Source organism: Mesotoga sp. Brook.08.YT.4.2.5.2. (assembly GCF_003351125.1).
In the GTDB taxonomy this organism is placed as follows: domain Bacteria; phylum Thermotogota; class Thermotogae; order Petrotogales; family Kosmotogaceae; genus Mesotoga.
This window is the reverse complement of sequence record NZ_JPGZ01000043.1, coordinates 16,089-33,178: the sequence shown is the minus strand read 5'-3', so window position 1 is coordinate 33,178 and position 17,090 is coordinate 16,089. Positions and strand designations below refer to the sequence as shown.

The 17,090-nt window shown below is 45.2% G+C and carries 9 protein-coding genes and 1 CRISPR repeat array; of the genes, 1 reads left to right on the top strand and 8 read right to left on the bottom strand.

Annotated elements, in window-relative coordinates:
* The first annotated feature begins 144 nt into the window (after positions 1-144).
* Positions 145-870: a DnaB-like helicase C-terminal domain-containing protein gene (locus Q502_RS11810; RefSeq protein ID WP_165775386.1), complete on the top strand. Its 726-nt coding sequence runs from the start codon at positions 145-147 to the stop codon at positions 868-870.
* A gap of 482 nt (positions 871-1,352) precedes the next feature.
* Positions 1,353-10,399: a CRISPR direct-repeat array (repeat unit 30 nt; unit sequence GTTTCAATTCCTCATAGGTAGTCTGGGAGC).
* 114 nt (positions 10,400-10,513) lie between these two features.
* Here the strand turns inward: Q502_RS11810 and Q502_RS14860 are convergent.
* From Q502_RS14860 to cas7b, 8 genes are read right to left on the bottom strand one after another with little or no spacing between them, the layout of a single operon-like run.
* The gene (locus Q502_RS14860) at positions 10,514-11,032 is read right to left on the bottom strand and encodes a hypothetical protein (protein ID WP_243392378.1); all 519 of its coding nucleotides are present in this window, start codon (positions 11,030-11,032) and stop codon (positions 10,514-10,516) included.
* Positions 11,029-11,313, bottom strand: a complete 285-nt coding sequence (gene cmr1 / locus Q502_RS14855; protein WP_243392379.1) for a type III-B CRISPR module RAMP protein Cmr1 — start codon at positions 11,311-11,313, stop codon at positions 11,029-11,031. The genes Q502_RS14860 and cmr1 overlap by 4 nt, the downstream gene beginning before the upstream one ends.
* Before the next feature lie 18 nt (positions 11,314-11,331).
* Positions 11,332-11,601: a CRISPR-associated endonuclease Cas2 gene (gene cas2 / locus Q502_RS11795; protein ID WP_099830348.1), complete on the bottom strand. Its 270-nt coding sequence runs from the start codon at positions 11,599-11,601 to the stop codon at positions 11,332-11,334.
* Between the two features lie 3 nt (positions 11,602-11,604).
* Positions 11,605-12,594: a type I-B CRISPR-associated endonuclease Cas1b gene (cas1b, locus tag Q502_RS11790; RefSeq protein ID WP_099830349.1), complete on the bottom strand. Its 990-nt coding sequence runs from the start codon at positions 12,592-12,594 to the stop codon at positions 11,605-11,607.
* A 4-nt stretch (positions 12,595-12,598) separates the two neighbouring features.
* Entirely contained in the window at positions 12,599-13,072 is a 474-nt protein-coding gene (gene cas4, locus Q502_RS11785; RefSeq protein ID WP_258394186.1) for a CRISPR-associated protein Cas4, read from the bottom strand.
* 20 nt (positions 13,073-13,092) lie between these two features.
* Complete coding sequence (locus Q502_RS11780) at positions 13,093-15,429, bottom strand: CRISPR-associated helicase/endonuclease Cas3 (RefSeq protein WP_099830351.1); 2,337 nt, start codon at positions 15,427-15,429, stop codon at positions 13,093-13,095.
* Positions 15,422-16,126, bottom strand: a complete 705-nt coding sequence (gene cas5b, locus Q502_RS11775) for a type I-B CRISPR-associated protein Cas5b (protein WP_099830352.1) — start codon at positions 16,124-16,126, stop codon at positions 15,422-15,424. The genes Q502_RS11780 and cas5b overlap by 8 nt, the downstream gene beginning before the upstream one ends.
* 11 nt (positions 16,127-16,137) lie before the next feature.
* The gene (gene cas7b / locus Q502_RS11770; protein WP_099830353.1) at positions 16,138-17,088 is read right to left on the bottom strand and encodes a type I-B CRISPR-associated protein Cas7/Csh2; all 951 of its coding nucleotides are present in this window, start codon (positions 17,086-17,088) and stop codon (positions 16,138-16,140) included.
* Positions 17,089-17,090: the final 2 nt, after the last annotated feature.

Genomic DNA, 17,090 nt, shown 5'->3' with positions numbered 1-17,090 from the left:
GATGATGATGATAGCAGAAGAAGCTTTAGCAGTCCAAGGAAGCGGTTTATTGACAGAACATAAGAGCGGTTAGGCCATTGAATCTGACCTTTTCGGAGAACGGCGAACCGTTGACTGACAACTATTTCTATGGAGGTGAATGAAATGACTGAGTACAAATGGCCGATAGAGAAACTTAACGACGTCCTTCAACCTATGAGAGAAACGGACCTTGTCGTGATAGGATCGAGACCCTCTCAGGGAAAGACTACACTGATGCTCAATATGGCCTACAGATTCGCGAGAGATGGAATCAAGACCGCATACGTAACACTTGAGAAAAGTACTGCACAGCTAAAGGAAAGGTTTGCTTCGAGCCACTTCAGAGACTATGAAGATGCGGAGCGCTTGAGAGAAGAGCTGAACAGGGTTCCGTTGTTCTTCTTCGATCTCAGAGACTGGGCGATAGACGAAGTGGCATATGAAATCGAGGAGGAGAAGTCCTCGCTCAATTTCGACGTCTGTTTCGTCGATTACCTGCAGCTGATTTGCGAGAGAGAGGGAGAGATCGACTGGTTCAAGGAGCTCTCGTTGCTTCTTGAGATTCCCATTATTCTCGGTAGTCAGATGAAGAGGACGGTCATGGATAATCCGTTCAAGGTACCTCAACAGAAGGACTTTCATGACGCTGAAGAGATAAACGCTTGCGCGGATACGATAATCATGCTTCATCACGAACGTTTCTATGACAACAGCGCGCCGAAAGATGAACTGAGAGTCATAGTCTCCAGAGACAGGGGAGAGGCCGTGAACCGCGAGACAGTCCTTCACTTCGACTGGGAAAGAGCGATTCTGATGAAAGAAGAAGAGAAGGAGTCATTACCCAGGTAGCTTGTCCTTTATCGTTCGGCGGGTTCTTAGAGTAAAGCGGTCTTTCCAGCGATCAGCAGGCATCGTAAAGCGGATTTTCTGAACGAGACGGTTGCCCAGCTTGAGATTTCCTTTGAGTTTGGCTATATGAATCGAAATCAGCTTGAACTAATCGAGAGGAAGGCCGAAAGCATTAATAGAATGCTCTGGAAACTCTCCAAATCTCTTGAAAAATCGGAGGACCGATGACGGCTGACCGAGGACCGCTATTCCAGCGTACAGCAGCTCTTATTCTTGCAACTCACAACTTGGCACTTGCAACTGGTTTTCCCTTGCAACTGCTCCACTCACACACCCTAACGGCAGGAAGGAAGAGAGATCCTTCCTGCTCTTTTAGTGATATCTCTTTGATCCTTTTCCGTAGACTACTGAACCAATATGTCTCTAGTTTGTAAAATGTCCCAAGCTGCAGTCCTTGACCAGTTCATTGAACTCTCTCTCAAGATTCAGTTCCTCATAGGTAGTCTGGGAGCATTTCCCTGAATGTTGGGGGAAATTTCAAAATCGGGGGTTTCAATTCCTCATAGGTAGTCTGGGAGCTGCTACTAATGTTGGGGAATGGATAGATATTTCATGTTTCAATTCCTCATAGGTAGTCTGGGAGCTATATAGATTTAGGCTAAAAATGCCTAATTTTAGTGTTTCAATTCCTCATAGGTAGTCTGGGAGCCCACACTATTATATCTTCTGGCAGCTCATCAGTTAGTTTCAATTCCTCATAGGTAGTCTGGGAGCCCAGGATAAGAGCGCAAAAAAAAGAGATCTCTTTTGGTTTCAATTCCTCATAGGTAGTCTGGGAGCCCCTCGATTAATATCATTTTTCGATACATTTCGAAGTTTCAATTCCTCATAGGTAGTCTGGGAGCATTTCCCTGAATGTTGGGGGAAATTTCAAAATCGGGGGTTTCAATTCCTCATAGGTAGTCTGGGAGCGGGATAGAACATGGTTACATTAACAGAGAAAAAGGCAAGTTTCAATTCCTCATAGGTAGTCTGGGAGCCTTGTCAGCTTCTTCGCATAGTCGGGATCGGTAGCGGTTTCAATTCCTCATAGGTAGTCTGGGAGCAATTTCAAGGTCTGTAGCTAGCTCCGACTCATTAAGTTTCAATTCCTCATAGGTAGTCTGGGAGCCTCATACTTACACACCGCCTTCACTTTAGGATACTAGTTTCAATTCCTCATAGGTAGTCTGGGAGCTATGGATGAGAAGAGAACGAGATTCCATCGATAACAGTTTCAATTCCTCATAGGTAGTCTGGGAGCTGACCATTAGAAATGCGCGTGAGTCTAAGTAGCAAGGTTTCAATTCCTCATAGGTAGTCTGGGAGCCCTAATTTCTAGACTTGTAGCCAACTCTGACTCACGTTTCAATTCCTCATAGGTAGTCTGGGAGCACGTGTACTTAGTAGTATAGTATAGTAGTGTACCTAACGTTTCAATTCCTCATAGGTAGTCTGGGAGCGACCCTTTTCCAAAGGAATCGTATTCAGAAATCCGGGTTTCAATTCCTCATAGGTAGTCTGGGAGCTCTACAGAGGGCAAGAGCTTGTCCACGTGGCAGAGTTTCAATTCCTCATAGGTAGTCTGGGAGCGATGTTCGAGCTTCTGTTGCTCTTTATTTGCTCTGGGTTTCAATTCCTCATAGGTAGTCTGGGAGCGATATGCTTTGAATGTCCCGCTTGTGTCCGCAAAAGTTTCAATTCCTCATAGGTAGTCTGGGAGCCCTTCAGTTAGTATCATTTGTCGATACATTTCAAAGTTTCAATTCCTCATAGGTAGTCTGGGAGCGATTTATAACTCACACCCAGCTATAAATTACCCGATGTTTCAATTCCTCATAGGTAGTCTGGGAGCAAGAACCGCCGTGAAGCCCTGAAGTAGTAGCACTGTTTCAATTCCTCATAGGTAGTCTGGGAGCTGAAAGAAATACATCCCACGCTTCGTTCTTTGAAAGTTTCAATTCCTCATAGGTAGTCTGGGAGCATGCTCCTGCGGAATATAAAACTTTGCCAATTTTTCTAGTTTCAGTTCCTCATAGGTAGTCTGGGAGCGAAAGCCACCTATCTTTTCTTTGAGATGGGAAAGTTTCAATTCCTCATAGGTAGTCTGGGAGCCTGTCAAGAGCCCCGTTAGCCACGCAAAGTCCTCTCCCAGTTTCAATTCCTCATAGGTAGTCTGGGAGCGATCCGTTCTGTCCGAGATGCTCCACGGTTGCAGCTGGTTTCAATTCCTCATAGGTAGTCTGGGAGCTAGGATATGCCTCCATAGTGGTCACATGGTTCATAGAGTTTCAATTCCTCATAGGTAGTCTGGGAGCTGACCATTAGAAATGCGCGTGAGTCTAAGTAGCAAGGTTTCAATTCCTCATAGGTAGTCTGGGAGCTGGAGAAAGCGGATCCGACTGATAGGGCAATAATCGTTTCAATTCCTCATAGGTAGTCTGGGAGCAATAGAGAAAGGTCTATTTACTGATAGAGAACAAGGTTTCAATTCCTCATAGGTAGTCTGGGAGCTCTCTTCATTCCTCCGACTCCCTCGATTAAATATAGGTTTCAATTCCTCATAGGTAGTCTGGGAGCGGAAACGGCTCCTTTAGAGAAGCATCTCTGCATCGGTTTCAATTCCTCATAGGTAGTCTGGGAGCTCCAATGTTAACTTGAATAGCCGATTATAGACACTAGTTTCAATTCCTCATAGGTAGTCTGGGAGCATCATGTTAGATTCCATTTTTCCTAACTCACAAAAGTTTCAATTCCTCATAGGTAGTCTGGGAGCGAAGAGAGACTACATGGGTATATCACGTTAGCAAAGTTTCAATTCCTCATAGGTAGTCTGGGAGCGAGTACTATATTACTGCCAGTTGGAAAGTACCACGGTTTCAATTCCTCATAGGTAGTCTGGGAGCCAGCTGCCTCTACGTCACCAACATATTTTTTTGACAGTTTCAATTCCTCATAGGTAGTCTGGGAGCGTTAAGGCATTAGGCGAAAAGGCGGTTTATGATGCGAGTTTCAATTCCTCATAGGTAGTCTGGGAGCAGGCGGCAACTGCGGAGGCCGGTTCATTTGTGCTGGTTTCAATTCCTCATAGGTAGTCTGGGAGCGATGTTCGAGCTTCTGTTGCTCTTTATTTGCTCTAGGTTTCAATTCCTCATAGGTAGTCTGGGAGCTATCCTATCTGGTCTATCCAAGGTTTCAATACAGGAAGTTTCAATTCCTCATAGGTAGTCTGGGAGCCCTTTATGGCCGGCTCAAGCCAGCATATCACATACAAGTTTCAATTCCTCATAGGTAGTCTGGGAGCACTGCTCTTGAGGCCTCCTTTGAACATGATGAACAAGTTTCAATTCCTCATAGGTAGTCTGGGAGCGCTGAAGCTCTCAAACATTGACTTGCCAACGCTGAAGTTTCAATTCCTCATAGGTAGTCTGGGAGCGGCCCTTTCCCAAAGGAATGGTGTTCAGGAAACCGGGTTTCAATTCCTCATAGGTAGTCTGGGAGCCAGGATTTTCTCAAGCTTTTCTGGCGTCTTATTCGCGTTTCAATTCCTCATAGGTAGTCTGGGAGCTATATGTCTCGTACGTGAATCCAGTTACCCTCTATAGTTTCAATTCCTCATAGGTAGTCTGGGAGCTCGTCAAGGGGCTGGCAGATGTAACAATTGGAGAGAGTTTCAATTCCTCATAGGTAGTCTGGGAGCGCCCTTTTCCAAAGGAATCGTGTTCAGGAAACCGGGTTTCAATTCCTCATAGGTAGTCTGGGAGCGCGCACGACTGGCGGGATGCTTTCAAAGAACTCAAGTTTCAATTCCTCATAGGTAGTCTGGGAGCCCTATTTTTTTGCGCTCATGATAGTACGGTTTCGTTTCAATTCCTCATAGGTAGTCTGGGAGCCTATCCAATTGGTCAGGTGGTCCATCTGTACTTGAGGTTTCAATTCCTCATAGGTAGTCTGGGAGCGACAAACTCTCGACCCGTTTTCCTGAATGGGATTTGTTTCAATTCCTCATAGGTAGTCTGGGAGCTCACCGTCTGGCCCTTCGATATCAAAGAAGGATCGGGTTTCAATTCCTCATAGGTAGTCTGGGAGCCCTTTGCCGATGTGCTTGTTGGGAGCTGGCTTCCTACGTTTCAATTCCTCATAGGTAGTCTGGGAGCTCGGATCTACCGGGCCCATTGAGATCCCGATCAAGAGTTTCAATTCCTCATAGGTAGTCTGGGAGCGCGCACGACTGGCGGGATGCTTTCAAAGAACTCAAGTTTCAATTCCTCATAGGTAGTCTGGGAGCCCTATTTTTTTGCGCTCATGATAGTACGGTTTCGTTTCAATTCCTCATAGGTAGTCTGGGAGCGGTTCATCTACGAGCGGTAGCCAGCCTTCCGCAAGGTTTCAATTCCTCATAGGTAGTCTGGGAGCTTATGTAGGAAACGCTACGCCATATACTGACGGAGAGTTTCAATTCCTCATAGGTAGTCTGGGAGCGCTCGATCCTTCGTTGACTTTCTTCCACTGCTCATGTTTCAATTCCTCATAGGTAGTCTGGGAGCTATACCCAGTCATTATCCTCATATGTGTAAGCAAGGTTTCAATTCCTCATAGGTAGTCTGGGAGCGAACTTCAGAGTATGGTAAATGGTTTCGTGCACTACGTTTCAATTCCTCATAGGTAGTCTGGGAGCATTTCACGACTGGCGGGATGCTTTCAAAGAACTCGAGTTTCAATTCCTCATAGGTAGTCTGGGAGCTGAAACGTTGCGAAAGCTAGTCTCTGCAGAATTGCGTTTCAATTCCTCATAGGTAGTCTGGGAGCTTAAATTGCATAGCGAAGTCGGTTAGATTTGCTCCAGTTTCAATTCCTCATAGGTAGTCTGGGAGCAAGATGTTCCCTGGCTTCCCGGAAGCACCGAGGCAAGTTTCAATTCCTCATAGGTAGTCTGGGAGCTACTCCGGGGTTGAAAAGGTCAAATGAGCCTGGGTAGTTTCAATTCCTCATAGGTAGTCTGGGAGCACTTATTTTCGTGCACTGTTACCTCTCTGCAAGTACGTTTCAATTCCTCATAGGTAGTCTGGGAGCGAAGTATCCCACGGCGCCTCACCCGGTGCCCATTCAGTTTCAATTCCTCATAGGTAGTCTGGGAGCGCACAAAGGTGGTGACTGCCAATATTGATATTCGCATGTTTCAATTCCTCATAGGTAGTCTGGGAGCAGTTGAGATAGATGACTATACTGATTATGAGAAAGGTTTCAATTCCTCATAGGTAGTCTGGGAGCCAAACCAAAGTGTATGCCGCGTTCTGGTATTGCTGAGGTTTCAATTCCTCATAGGTAGTCTGGGAGCTAAACGAACAAATTATAATTACCCGTCAAATGAATGTTTCAATTCCTCATAGGTAGTCTGGGAGCCAGGATTTTCTCAAGCTTTTCTGGCGTCTTATTCGCGTTTCAATTCCTCATAGGTAGTCTGGGAGCAGTGTATAGGAGTTGTAGATTCGAACCACAGCTTGAGTTTCAATTCCTCATAGGTAGTCTGGGAGCTCGATTCACCGTAGAGGCCTTCACCATTTCTCAGGAGTTTCAATTCCTCATAGGTAGTCTGGGAGCCGATTGACTTGAGCTTTTCAACGTCATCTAAGCCGGGTTTCAATTCCTCATAGGTAGTCTGGGAGCCGAAGAAGAGCTATCAGAAAGAGACGAAGATCGAGGGTTTCAATTCCTCATAGGTAGTCTGGGAGCCTTTTGCTTTCTACCATCTCTCTCACACTCCTTTCGGTTTCAATTCCTCATAGGTAGTCTGGGAGCCAAAATTCGCCCGAATTTTGCCCCGCCATTGAAAGTGTTTCAATTCCTCATAGGTAGTCTGGGAGCCTATCATACTATATTCCATTTTTCCAACTACTTTGGTTTCAATTCCTCATAGGTAGTCTGGGAGCAGGAGAGATTGCATGGGTATATCACGCTAGCGAAGTTTCAATTCCTCATAGGTAGTCTGGGAGCATTCACGTGCATTTCTAATTTCTAGCAACTGCGCGTTTCAATTCCTCATAGGTAGTCTGGGAGCGAAATGCACGTGAATCAAGGTAAGTAGTCAAGTAAGGTTTCAATTCCTCATAGGTAGTCTGGGAGCACCCACACAGCAGACCAGGAGGCGTGATTACTTCTCAGTTTCAATTCCTCATAGGTAGTCTGGGAGCCCGTGAATTTTGTTCACTTACTTATTGCCAGGTTCAGTTTCAATTCCTCATAGGTAGTCTGGGAGCCACCCCCTTTTCCATGAATTTTGAACCATGATAGAGTTTCAATTCCTCATAGGTAGTCTGGGAGCGTTAGAAAAGTAGTCAAAGCTTTGAAAAGGCGCCCAGTTTCAATTCCTCATAGGTAGTCTGGGAGCAATTTGATCAAAGCTCTTAAGTTTTCGTGCCACTGCGTTTCAATTCCTCATAGGTAGTCTGGGAGCATAATATATAGCTATAATGGTATGTTACAATTTGTTTCAATTCCTCATAGGTAGTCTGGGAGCACTGTTTTCAAGTTCAATAGCCTTTTCGATACCTGCGTTTCAATTCCTCATAGGTAGTCTGGGAGCCCAGCTCTCCCGGCGCCGACTCGTGTGAAATTTCTGGTTTCAATTCCTCATAGGTAGTCTGGGAGCGACTCAGTGAAGATTACAGCCAGTGGTGACGCTCTGAGTTTCAATTCCTCATAGGTAGTCTGGGAGCGCAATCCTCCGCTAGCGGGATTGTAGTTGTAGTCATGTTTCAATTCCTCATAGGTAGTCTGGGAGCCATTATTCTCGTATTCCTCCGCTGTCAGATATCTTTGTTTCAATTCCTCATAGGTAGTCTGGGAGCAAACGATGAGATTAGGGCAAAGATCGTTGGCGATGTGAGTTTCAATTCCTCATAGGTAGTCTGGGAGCACTAATGCCGAATGGGCCTTCATTTTGCTTATGGCTCAGTTTCAATTCCTCATAGGTAGTCTGGGAGCTGTCCTGTTATAATCCCATTTGCGCTTAAAATATTGTTTCAATTCCTCATAGGTAGTCTGGGAGCCTGAAAAAAACATCAGATGTCTATTGGTATCCGGGTTTCAATTCCTCATAGGTAGTCTGGGAGCTACGTTCTTCAAAGACGTGGCAGCAAAAGGTGCGAGTTTCAATTCCTCATAGGTAGTCTGGGAGCCCTAAATCAGAGAAGTTTGCAATGGTTGCCGAGGTGTTTCAATTCCTCATAGGTAGTCTGGGAGCTCTGACCGGGAAGATCTCTTACTCTGGGTCAGACGAGTTTCAATTCCTCATAGGTAGTCTGGGAGCACAGTAGCAGTTCGCTCGGCTTTGCTCTCGCTTATGTTTCAATTCCTCATAGGTAGTCTGGGAGCCTGACTCTCTCAATCTCTACCTCGGCGATCGTCTCTAGTTTCAATTCCTCATAGGTAGTCTGGGAGCGAGTTCTTGCTTCCCCCCAGTCCCAAGAGGAGCCGGGTTTCAATTCCTCATAGGTAGTCTGGGAGCCATCATATCCTCTTGTGTTCTTCATGTCATACCTCGTTTCAATTCCTCATAGGTAGTCTGGGAGCAACGAGATTCCATCGATAACATAAGAATGCCCGTGTTTCAATTCCTCATAGGTAGTCTGGGAGCCGATCCGATGCTCGTGGCCGCCGTTCCAAAACTGAGTTTCAATTCCTCATAGGTAGTCTGGGAGCGAGAAATACATTGGGCTGTACTTAAGAGGGAATGTCTTGTTTCAATTCCTCATAGGTAGTCTGGGAGCAATCGTCTGAGAAGGAACTTTCTTTCTCGGATGATAGTTTCAATTCCTCATAGGTAGTCTGGGAGCGTTCAATAGCTTTTTCGATACCCGCCATAATCTGCTGTTTCAATTCCTCATAGGTAGTCTGGGAGCCTATTGTCGCCGCTGAAGCGGTTGGCGAGGATAGGTTTCAATTCCTCATAGGTAGTCTGGGAGCGAAGGAAGAGGAAATTGGCGAAAAGGAGGCGAGAAAGTTTCAATTCCTCATAGGTAGTCTGGGAGCGTATTGTTCCCCGGAAACTTTGGTACCAAGAACATAAGTTTCAATTCCTCATAGGTAGTCTGGGAGCAACTAATCCCTGGTTCGTAAAACTCGGATATACCGTTTCAATTCCTCATAGGTAGTCTGGGAGCCAGAACTCCTTGAGCAAGCCCACGAGAGCTGCTGCCAGTTTCAATTCCTCATAGGTAGTCTGGGAGCGAGGTGGTGCATATCGCATCGATGTTGACGATGCGACTGGTTTCAATTCCTCATAGGTAGTCTGGGAGCTGAAGACCGGTGGTGGTATCTTTGATATCCAATATGTGTTTCAATTCCTCATAGGTAGTCTGGGAGCCAGTTTATCTGAATCGGCAGCCTTTGCGCTTATGGTTTCAATTCCTCATAGGTAGTCTGGGAGCGGTGTCGGCTGGAAAGTCACGCAGATGATGAGAGATGTTTCAATTCCTCATAGGTAGTCTGGGAGCCAGGAGAAACCCGCTCAGAAATTGAATGTGGAAGAAGTTTCAATTCCTCATAGGTAGTCTGGGAGCATTGCGAAGAGCGAAGAGGAAGCGCTGGACTACGGAGTTTCAATTCCTCATAGGTAGTCTGGGAGCGGGTAGCGTGAATATCGAGGTTCTCACGGACGACGAAGGTTTCAATTCCTCATAGGTAGTCTGGGAGCGGCACCATCTCGTCCCCAAAGCCACCCGTACCACGTTTCAATTCCTCATAGGTAGTCTGGGAGCGATAATCAACCGATTCATCAACGTACTCCGTGCTTTTGTTTCAATTCCTCATAGGTAGTCTGGGAGCTTGCCACCGTTTTCGTTCCGTACCACGTGGGAATATGTTTCAATTCCTCATAGGTAGTCTGGGAGCTTTGAGAATGCAAAGATGGCAATTGTAGGCACAACGTTTCAATTCCTCATAGGTAGTCTGGGAGCTGGCTTGCCTGTTTCGCCCTCTCCGCTTCGCGCCTTTGTTTCAATTCCTCATAGGTAGTCTGGGAGCTGCTCACTAAAATGGATGATGTTCAAAAAGACTTTGAGTTTCAATTCCTCATAGGTAGTCTGGGAGCGCCTCATAGAACGAAAAATAGCCGAAATCAAAGAGAAGTTTCAATTCCTCATAGGTAGTCTGGGAGCTACCCCACGACTGCCTGAGTCGTGCCGACCCCACTAGGTTTCAATTCCTCATAGGTAGTCTGGGAGCCCCGACTCCCTTTCCAATCTGAATGTTAGAACCGAGTTTCAATTCCTCATAGGTAGTCTGGGAGCCTGAGTCGTGCCAACTCCACTAGCAACAACCATACTATGTTTCAATTCCTCATAGGTAGTCTGGGAGCGAGGTTTTGATATAGTATATGTGTACTGGAATCATTGTTTCAATTCCTCATAGGTAGTCTGGGAGCCAACATAACCATTGACAAGTTTGTCGATGAACTCTTGTTTCAATTCCTCATAGGTAGTCTGGGAGCCCATTATTATATAGATTATATAGTATTTTCAGTGTTTTGAGGCAAATTATGTTCATGCCTGTTTTTCAAAGACCAATGTCTTATAAATCCCATTTACAATGGAAGAACAAAATTCTAGTATTTCTGTCGATCCCCCGGTGTTTTCCATGAATCAGGGGTCGACGGGATATACAAGTTCTTAACTTCTCTGCCCACATACTTCAGGTTCGCTGGTGGAAGAGATTTTCCAACTTCTGTCTCGATTTTCCAGTAGTTCTTCAGCGAAAAGCCTTTCTTGTGATCGCTTTTTTTGATAAAGCAATTTTCCTTAAGGAATCTGTTGATCATCCGAAGTGATTCTATTGGTTCTCCTGTATCATCAGTGAGTTCAAAGAGGCCATTACCAAATTGGGGCTTAGCCCCTCGAGAACCAAAGTTGCTCATAATTGAAAGGACAGCCTTAAGCTGCTCTTCAATTTGATCTCTATCGCACCTTGGAAGAACTCCAAGCTCAAAAGAGCCAAAATAGTTCATGGCATAACGGTTTTTCTCAAAGACCCTGCTTAACCAATTCTCGTTAATATCGTTGGTTGTAATTTGTGAGGAGGGTTCATTCCCTTTAACCGGCTGCTTGCCTTCAGCTGTTGAAATCAAATTGAACATTCTCTTCCAATCTGTAGTTCCAAATAGATAACAGGCAGGACAAAGGTTTGAAGTCTTTCCTTACTGTCTTTTTCTTTGCTTGATAATTTACAGCGATTATCTGAGGTTGGATCGCAAACGTAATAGCCGAGCCCCCTCGCGATGACTTCATACCACCATCTAATGCTTCCTATGATTCCCGTTTCGTGTACCCGGTCCATCTTTCCATCTGACCCGCCGGTCCATAGCGGGGTAAGAGTCTTCACCTTAAATGTGATCGGTCCACTCTCCATTTTTCCCACACCTCTTTTCTATATAACTCCATCGTTAGCTACTTGTTTCTTATCTATTCCGAGTATTTCGATGGTTAAATGATCTTCTGACCTAAGTTTGTAGATTCGTACTGAATCTTCTTCCTTGTTCATCATTCTTCCCAGGCGTTTTTTAAGGGACTCGAGGCTTGCCTTTGTCAACTCGCCCTCAAACACGGAATTTTGAACCCAGTCCATATACTGCCTGCAGATCTTTAGCGCTTTGTTCACTCTTTTTTCCCCGATATCGTAGACGAGAAGAATGTACACGTTCTATTCCTTCCAGGGAATGTATTCGCGCTCGCCAGTAATCTGCTTTTCGATTTTGTAAAGCTCCAGGCGAATCAGATACCGGTACGACACGTTTCTTTTCAATGCCGGATGCTTTATCGTTGTCTTTAATTTCTCATCATATGCTCTCACAAAAGTCTCTTTTCCAGAGTCGTTCATGTAAATCCCTTCCAGATGTTTAGCGAAGTGCTTCGCCTGTATCTGTTTCTTGTTTATCAGGGAGAAGATAAGACGGTCTACAAGGACAGGTTTGAAGACCTCGGCGACATCCAGATTCAGAGAAAAGCTACGGAAATTAGTTGTGTGAAGGTACCCAATCCGCGGATCAAGATGTGTGCGGTAGATCTCTCCCAGCACTGTGGTATAGAGCATTGTGTTCCCGAAGCTTATTAATGCGTTGAGTCTGTTCAGGGGTGGTTGCCTAGTTCTTGATACGAACTCAAAGCTTGAGTTATCTATTATTGCATCAAAGCATTTGTAATAGAGATCTCTGAAGTTGCCTTCTATGGCCATTGATTCGTCGATGCTTGCAGTTTCTACCAGTCGATCTTTCAATGAATTCAGGCTTTCGATCGCGTTTTCCATGTCTTTTCCACGTCGGTTGTAGTATGCCAGAACATTAAGCATGTTGGTCATCGAGGCGCTGACAAATTTCTTCGCAAGGTCAAGACGTTTCTCCGGATCGTTGTAGAAATTAGCTTGTTGAAGTATCAGGAAGCCGGAATTGAGGTGCTCCCTTGGATAGTATGTCCCTGAATAGTAATCGTATCGGTTGAAAAAGTGGAGAGGGATCTGTTTTTGGGTCAGAAATTCCAACACTCTTTTGTTGAGATCCAACTCTCCAAAAGCGCATATGGAATCCGTCTGCTCCACCGGAAGATGGACCTTCTTTCCGTCTTCTTTCTCGAAGACAAGAGTGTTGTTCATCCTCAATAACTTTCCCGAAGTGAATAGATACAGCATCCGTTTCATATCATCACACCCAACAGTAAGAGTAGTATGCGCAGTTCTTGCACTTGTTCTGAGTTCTTTCTAGAGACGGAATCGGCCCCTCAACAAGGGCTTGGATCTCATCGCACAATGTCTTGATTCTTGCTTCTTCTTCTGCTGTCAACATAACTTCGATCTTCCGCTTTTCTTTTGGAACAAGTAACTGGCCATTCGCTTCGACTCCCATTTCTTTCAGGCGCAGCAGGTAGAAAAGCAATTGATCTCTGGCCCCTTCAAGTGAATACTTGGACTTCTTTATTTCACTGACGATCGTTCTTCCCTTTTTCTCTTCGACCATGTCCAGTCGTATGTTATCTATGGCGATATCTTTTTCTCCTCTGTTTTCGTAGGAGGTTTCATGGATGAGACGACCTAGGGCAAGATTCATGTTTTCGCTTTCTGGAAATATTCTATGGGCCACTAACCACGCTTCCCTGGCACAGTTCGAATATGAAAGCACAAGATAACCGGTTATCTCTATCAATAGACGTCACACCCGGACAAGTGAAAACCCGTCAACTCGTTGTAGTAGCGTTCCAGCTCGTCTTTCTGAACGTAGCAGAAACCGCCTACCACGGGCGGAAGATCGGCTTCACTCTCATCATGTTTTACACGATAGTTGATTATGTAAGGTGCGAGTTTTCTTACTATGCTTTTCTTTTCCGCGAGTAGCTTGAATTTGTCTTCAGCGGTAGTGGGTCTTTGAAGGATGTCTGTGTATTCTTGCCAGGCGGTTTCTGCTTCATCGTCAATTTCAAGGAACACGGGGTATCTCCTACCGCTCTCATCGATCAGCTTAAAATCCGCGATGTTGGCAAATTCGAGCTTGTATATGCTTTCCAGAATTTCCTTTGATTGCATTTCGAAGCCCGATTCTTCAATAGCTTCGAAGTAGTCTTCAACGAGTGAATAGAGTTCCGATTCATTGTATAGGGTGCTATTAATAGCTTTTTTGGTAGCAGATAACAAAACTGAGTCATAGATCTTGCTCGGCGCACGGTGTCCGTTGAAGTCAGTTAATTCAACAAGTCTTATTCTTCCTCTGTCTTTTCTGCTGGATCTGTTGACCCTTCCTGCGACTTGAACGATGCTGTCCAGGGGACCCATGTCGCGGATGCAGTAGTCGAAATCTAGATCAACACCGGCTTCGACAAGCTGGGTTGTAACCAGTATGCAAGGGCCGTCTTCGTCCTTTATGTTTTGAATTCTTTGCCTTCGAACTTTCGGCGGGACTTTTGTAGAAAGATAGTAAAGCTTTTCAACTTCTACATCATGCAACTCGAGAATTTCCTTGAAAGCAGCTTCAGCCGAAGCTATTGTGTTCATAACAATCATCAGGGACTTCCCAGATGACCTTGCTTCTTCCACAGCATTTGGCAGCAGGTTGCTTGTGAATTCTTCAAAGGTCATCTCGTCTATACGCTCCAGTTCAAACCTGTTAAGCGGAATATCTTCATTGACAAGAGATTCGCCGCTTAAGCCGAAACACGATGGCATGGTTGCCGTGGAGAATATGAATCTTGTACCTCCGTATTGGGCGAGTAGCTGCATCACTTTCCCGGTAAGGGCCCAGTATCTTGTGGGAATTGCCTGAATTTCGTCCAGCAGAACTATGGAACCCGGGATCCTGAAGAATTTTGGGGTTCTTTTTCTTGTGAAAATAGAATGGAAGAAGCTCACAAATGTAGTGATAGTTAGCTCGCTGTTCCATGAGTTTATCAGGAGGTCTGCCTCGTACTTCTCGTAGTTCTCATCTTCGTTATCTGTGGAGAAATCTATCTCCGAAAGATGATGCTGCTGTAATAATTGATTTGGAGTCGGCTCGGGCCGACCCGTTTCAATGAAGAGTTTTCGCGCAACATCGTAAGTCTGATCTATTATGCTCAGGAAAGGTAGGCAATATATAATCCTGGGAATATAACCTTCTTTCGTTAGTTTGCTTCGCAATTTCAGTGCCAGTGAGAGAAGAGTCAATGTTTTCCCGATACCTGTAGGACCTCTGAGAGTACCAGTTTTGAAGTCGATATTTGATGTCGCAAGGTCGTAGAATTTGCTCCTAAGAAGGTTCATGGGATCTGTTCCCGGCATGTCAAAACCTTTCGCTTTCCTGTAATCTTCTACAAGTGTTTCGGGAAGATCGTCCCTCTTAGGCAATGGCTTATTTCTGAAGGCAGCGTCGGTTTCATCTGCCCAGCGCAGAAGGGATGAGAGGTACATATACAATACAAAAGGTCGGATATCCTTTCTATCGTCCAGGAAGAAATCTTCGTAATAATCCTGCCAATCGTAGACGAGATCACTTAATTCATCTTTGTCCAGTCGTGGAACATCGATTTTCATACGAAGTTCTTCAAGAAAATCTTCGTTCAGATTTGAGAGCTGCCATTCTATGAGTTCTGAATCGCTATCCAGGTCACAACCGAATCCTGGATTTTCAGCGTGACCATGGTGCCGCTTCAGGAGACTCACTATTACCGGGATGAGATGTTGAATTTCCTTTGGTGCTTTCTGCATCAAGTACTTTCCTATTGCAAAAGCTCCTAAAGCAGAATGCTTGGACCTGTCGCTGTTGAATCTGCGTTTCATGATCTTATTTTGAAACTCAGGAGTTGCTTTTCCGAGATCATGTAAGTATGCGATGGCCTTAACCAGAAAGCCCAGGGTCTTTTTATCGACCCCGAGCAGATTTTCAAAGTCCATGAATAGGCTCGCCGTTTCGATCTCGGAAATCATTAGGTGATAGACACCATCGAGATGATCCATCAACGGCCTGGGCTCTTCACCTTCTCTTGCTGGATGGGAATAAACTTCAGACAAGCATTACCACCTCTTCTTGAGTTCCTTTTATTTTCACGATTTCAGACTGAGGAGGGCTCTTTAACAAAAGAATTCGTTTACCGTCTTCTTCATAGGCAATTTCCGAGTAACTCTGGACTCTCCTCTCGTTATCCATGGAAATCGCATGTGTCTCACGGAAGAGATTTAGCCCGCTCTCGAATCTGATTTCTCCCTCATCAAACAGATAGACTATGGAATCGACCAATACCTCACCATTCATATCATTTGCTTCATATTCTCCGACGTAATCTACAGAGGCTATGAATTCAGAAATGCCAAGGTAAGGAGTGAAGTGTGTCTCATGGTTCTTGAGTTTTCCTCTCAAAGTCAACAAGAGTTCCATACTTCCTGTGACATAGATCCGATACTTGGGGGAGACGACACATTCGACGGGAACAAGGATACTGCCTCCGCTCTTCGTGTGGAGGTATTTCAGATTGAAAGTGGTCTTTCTTACGGGCCTTAAAACCCTGACACCAGTCTTCAAGCCCTTGGCCTCAAAATAATCTGACTGCTCGCTCTTGCCGAAGCCTCCACTTTGAACGCCAATAATGTTTCCCAGCAAACCAACGACGGCTGTACGCGGCGGGACCGAATAAGTCAGCGCCGATGTCGTGGTGTATGGCTTTCTGAAATGGGCGTAGTCACTGGCTATGTCGAAGACGAGGACTTTCATGAGTCCTCACCTCACTTTTCCAGTTTTTCGGTCTTGCCCTCCAGTAAACCTTCTATCTCGAATGGTTCGCCATTGAGGGTGAGCTTCAGTCTAGGGTCTATTCTGTATCGGACTTTCATTATGTTGCTGCTGTATCTATCAAGAAGTCCCTTAAGTTCGGAAATCTCAAGTTTGAAGTCTTTGATCCCACGGATCTTCTCGTCCGGAATCTCAGATTTCAGCTCAATAGCTTTATCAAGCTCGCCAATGTGGAAGTTTGTCTCATCATTATAAACAACATCTATAAGAAGTCTTGGGAGCTGTTCCATCTTGGAGCGGGTAATTAAATCTTTGGTGCCATCCCACAAGGCTTCAAAGAGACAATCGACATCGGTGTCAGTTAGGAGTGTTTCTTTTGCAGTATTCTGATTGAGAACACCATAAAATGCGATGCAAGAATAGGGGAGCTGCCATTTCTCGCTGAAACTTCGTTGCTCGTTTCCTTCCTTTGAGACAAAAGCCGCCGTGCCCTGAACAAAGACAGAATCGGCCCTGTGAAGAGATCTGCCGAATCTGAACTGAACTGGCCCGGTTATAGACATATTGAGCTTTGAGATCGGTACGGTTCCGCCGAAAAGACGCAGATCTATGCATTTCTTAAGAAGAGCCTCTGATGCCCTCTGTCTATCGTACTTTTTACTGTCGGTTATGTCGGAAATCAGCTCTTTTGCCCGCTGTTCTGACGTAACAGGATCTCCGTTAATAAAGACCTCTTGCTCGTAGCCTTCAGGACGTTCTACCTTCTGCACTTTCCCCATATAGTCTCTGATTGTTCTCTTAAGTCTGACATCCGAGACAATGTTTAGCCCGGTAGTTTCATCCATCCTCGGTTTGTTCTCATCCATAGGATCTCCGTTAGGGTTGCCGTCCTTCACATCATAAATAAAGACTATCTCATGCCGGTTCTTAACCAAGTCCGCCATGC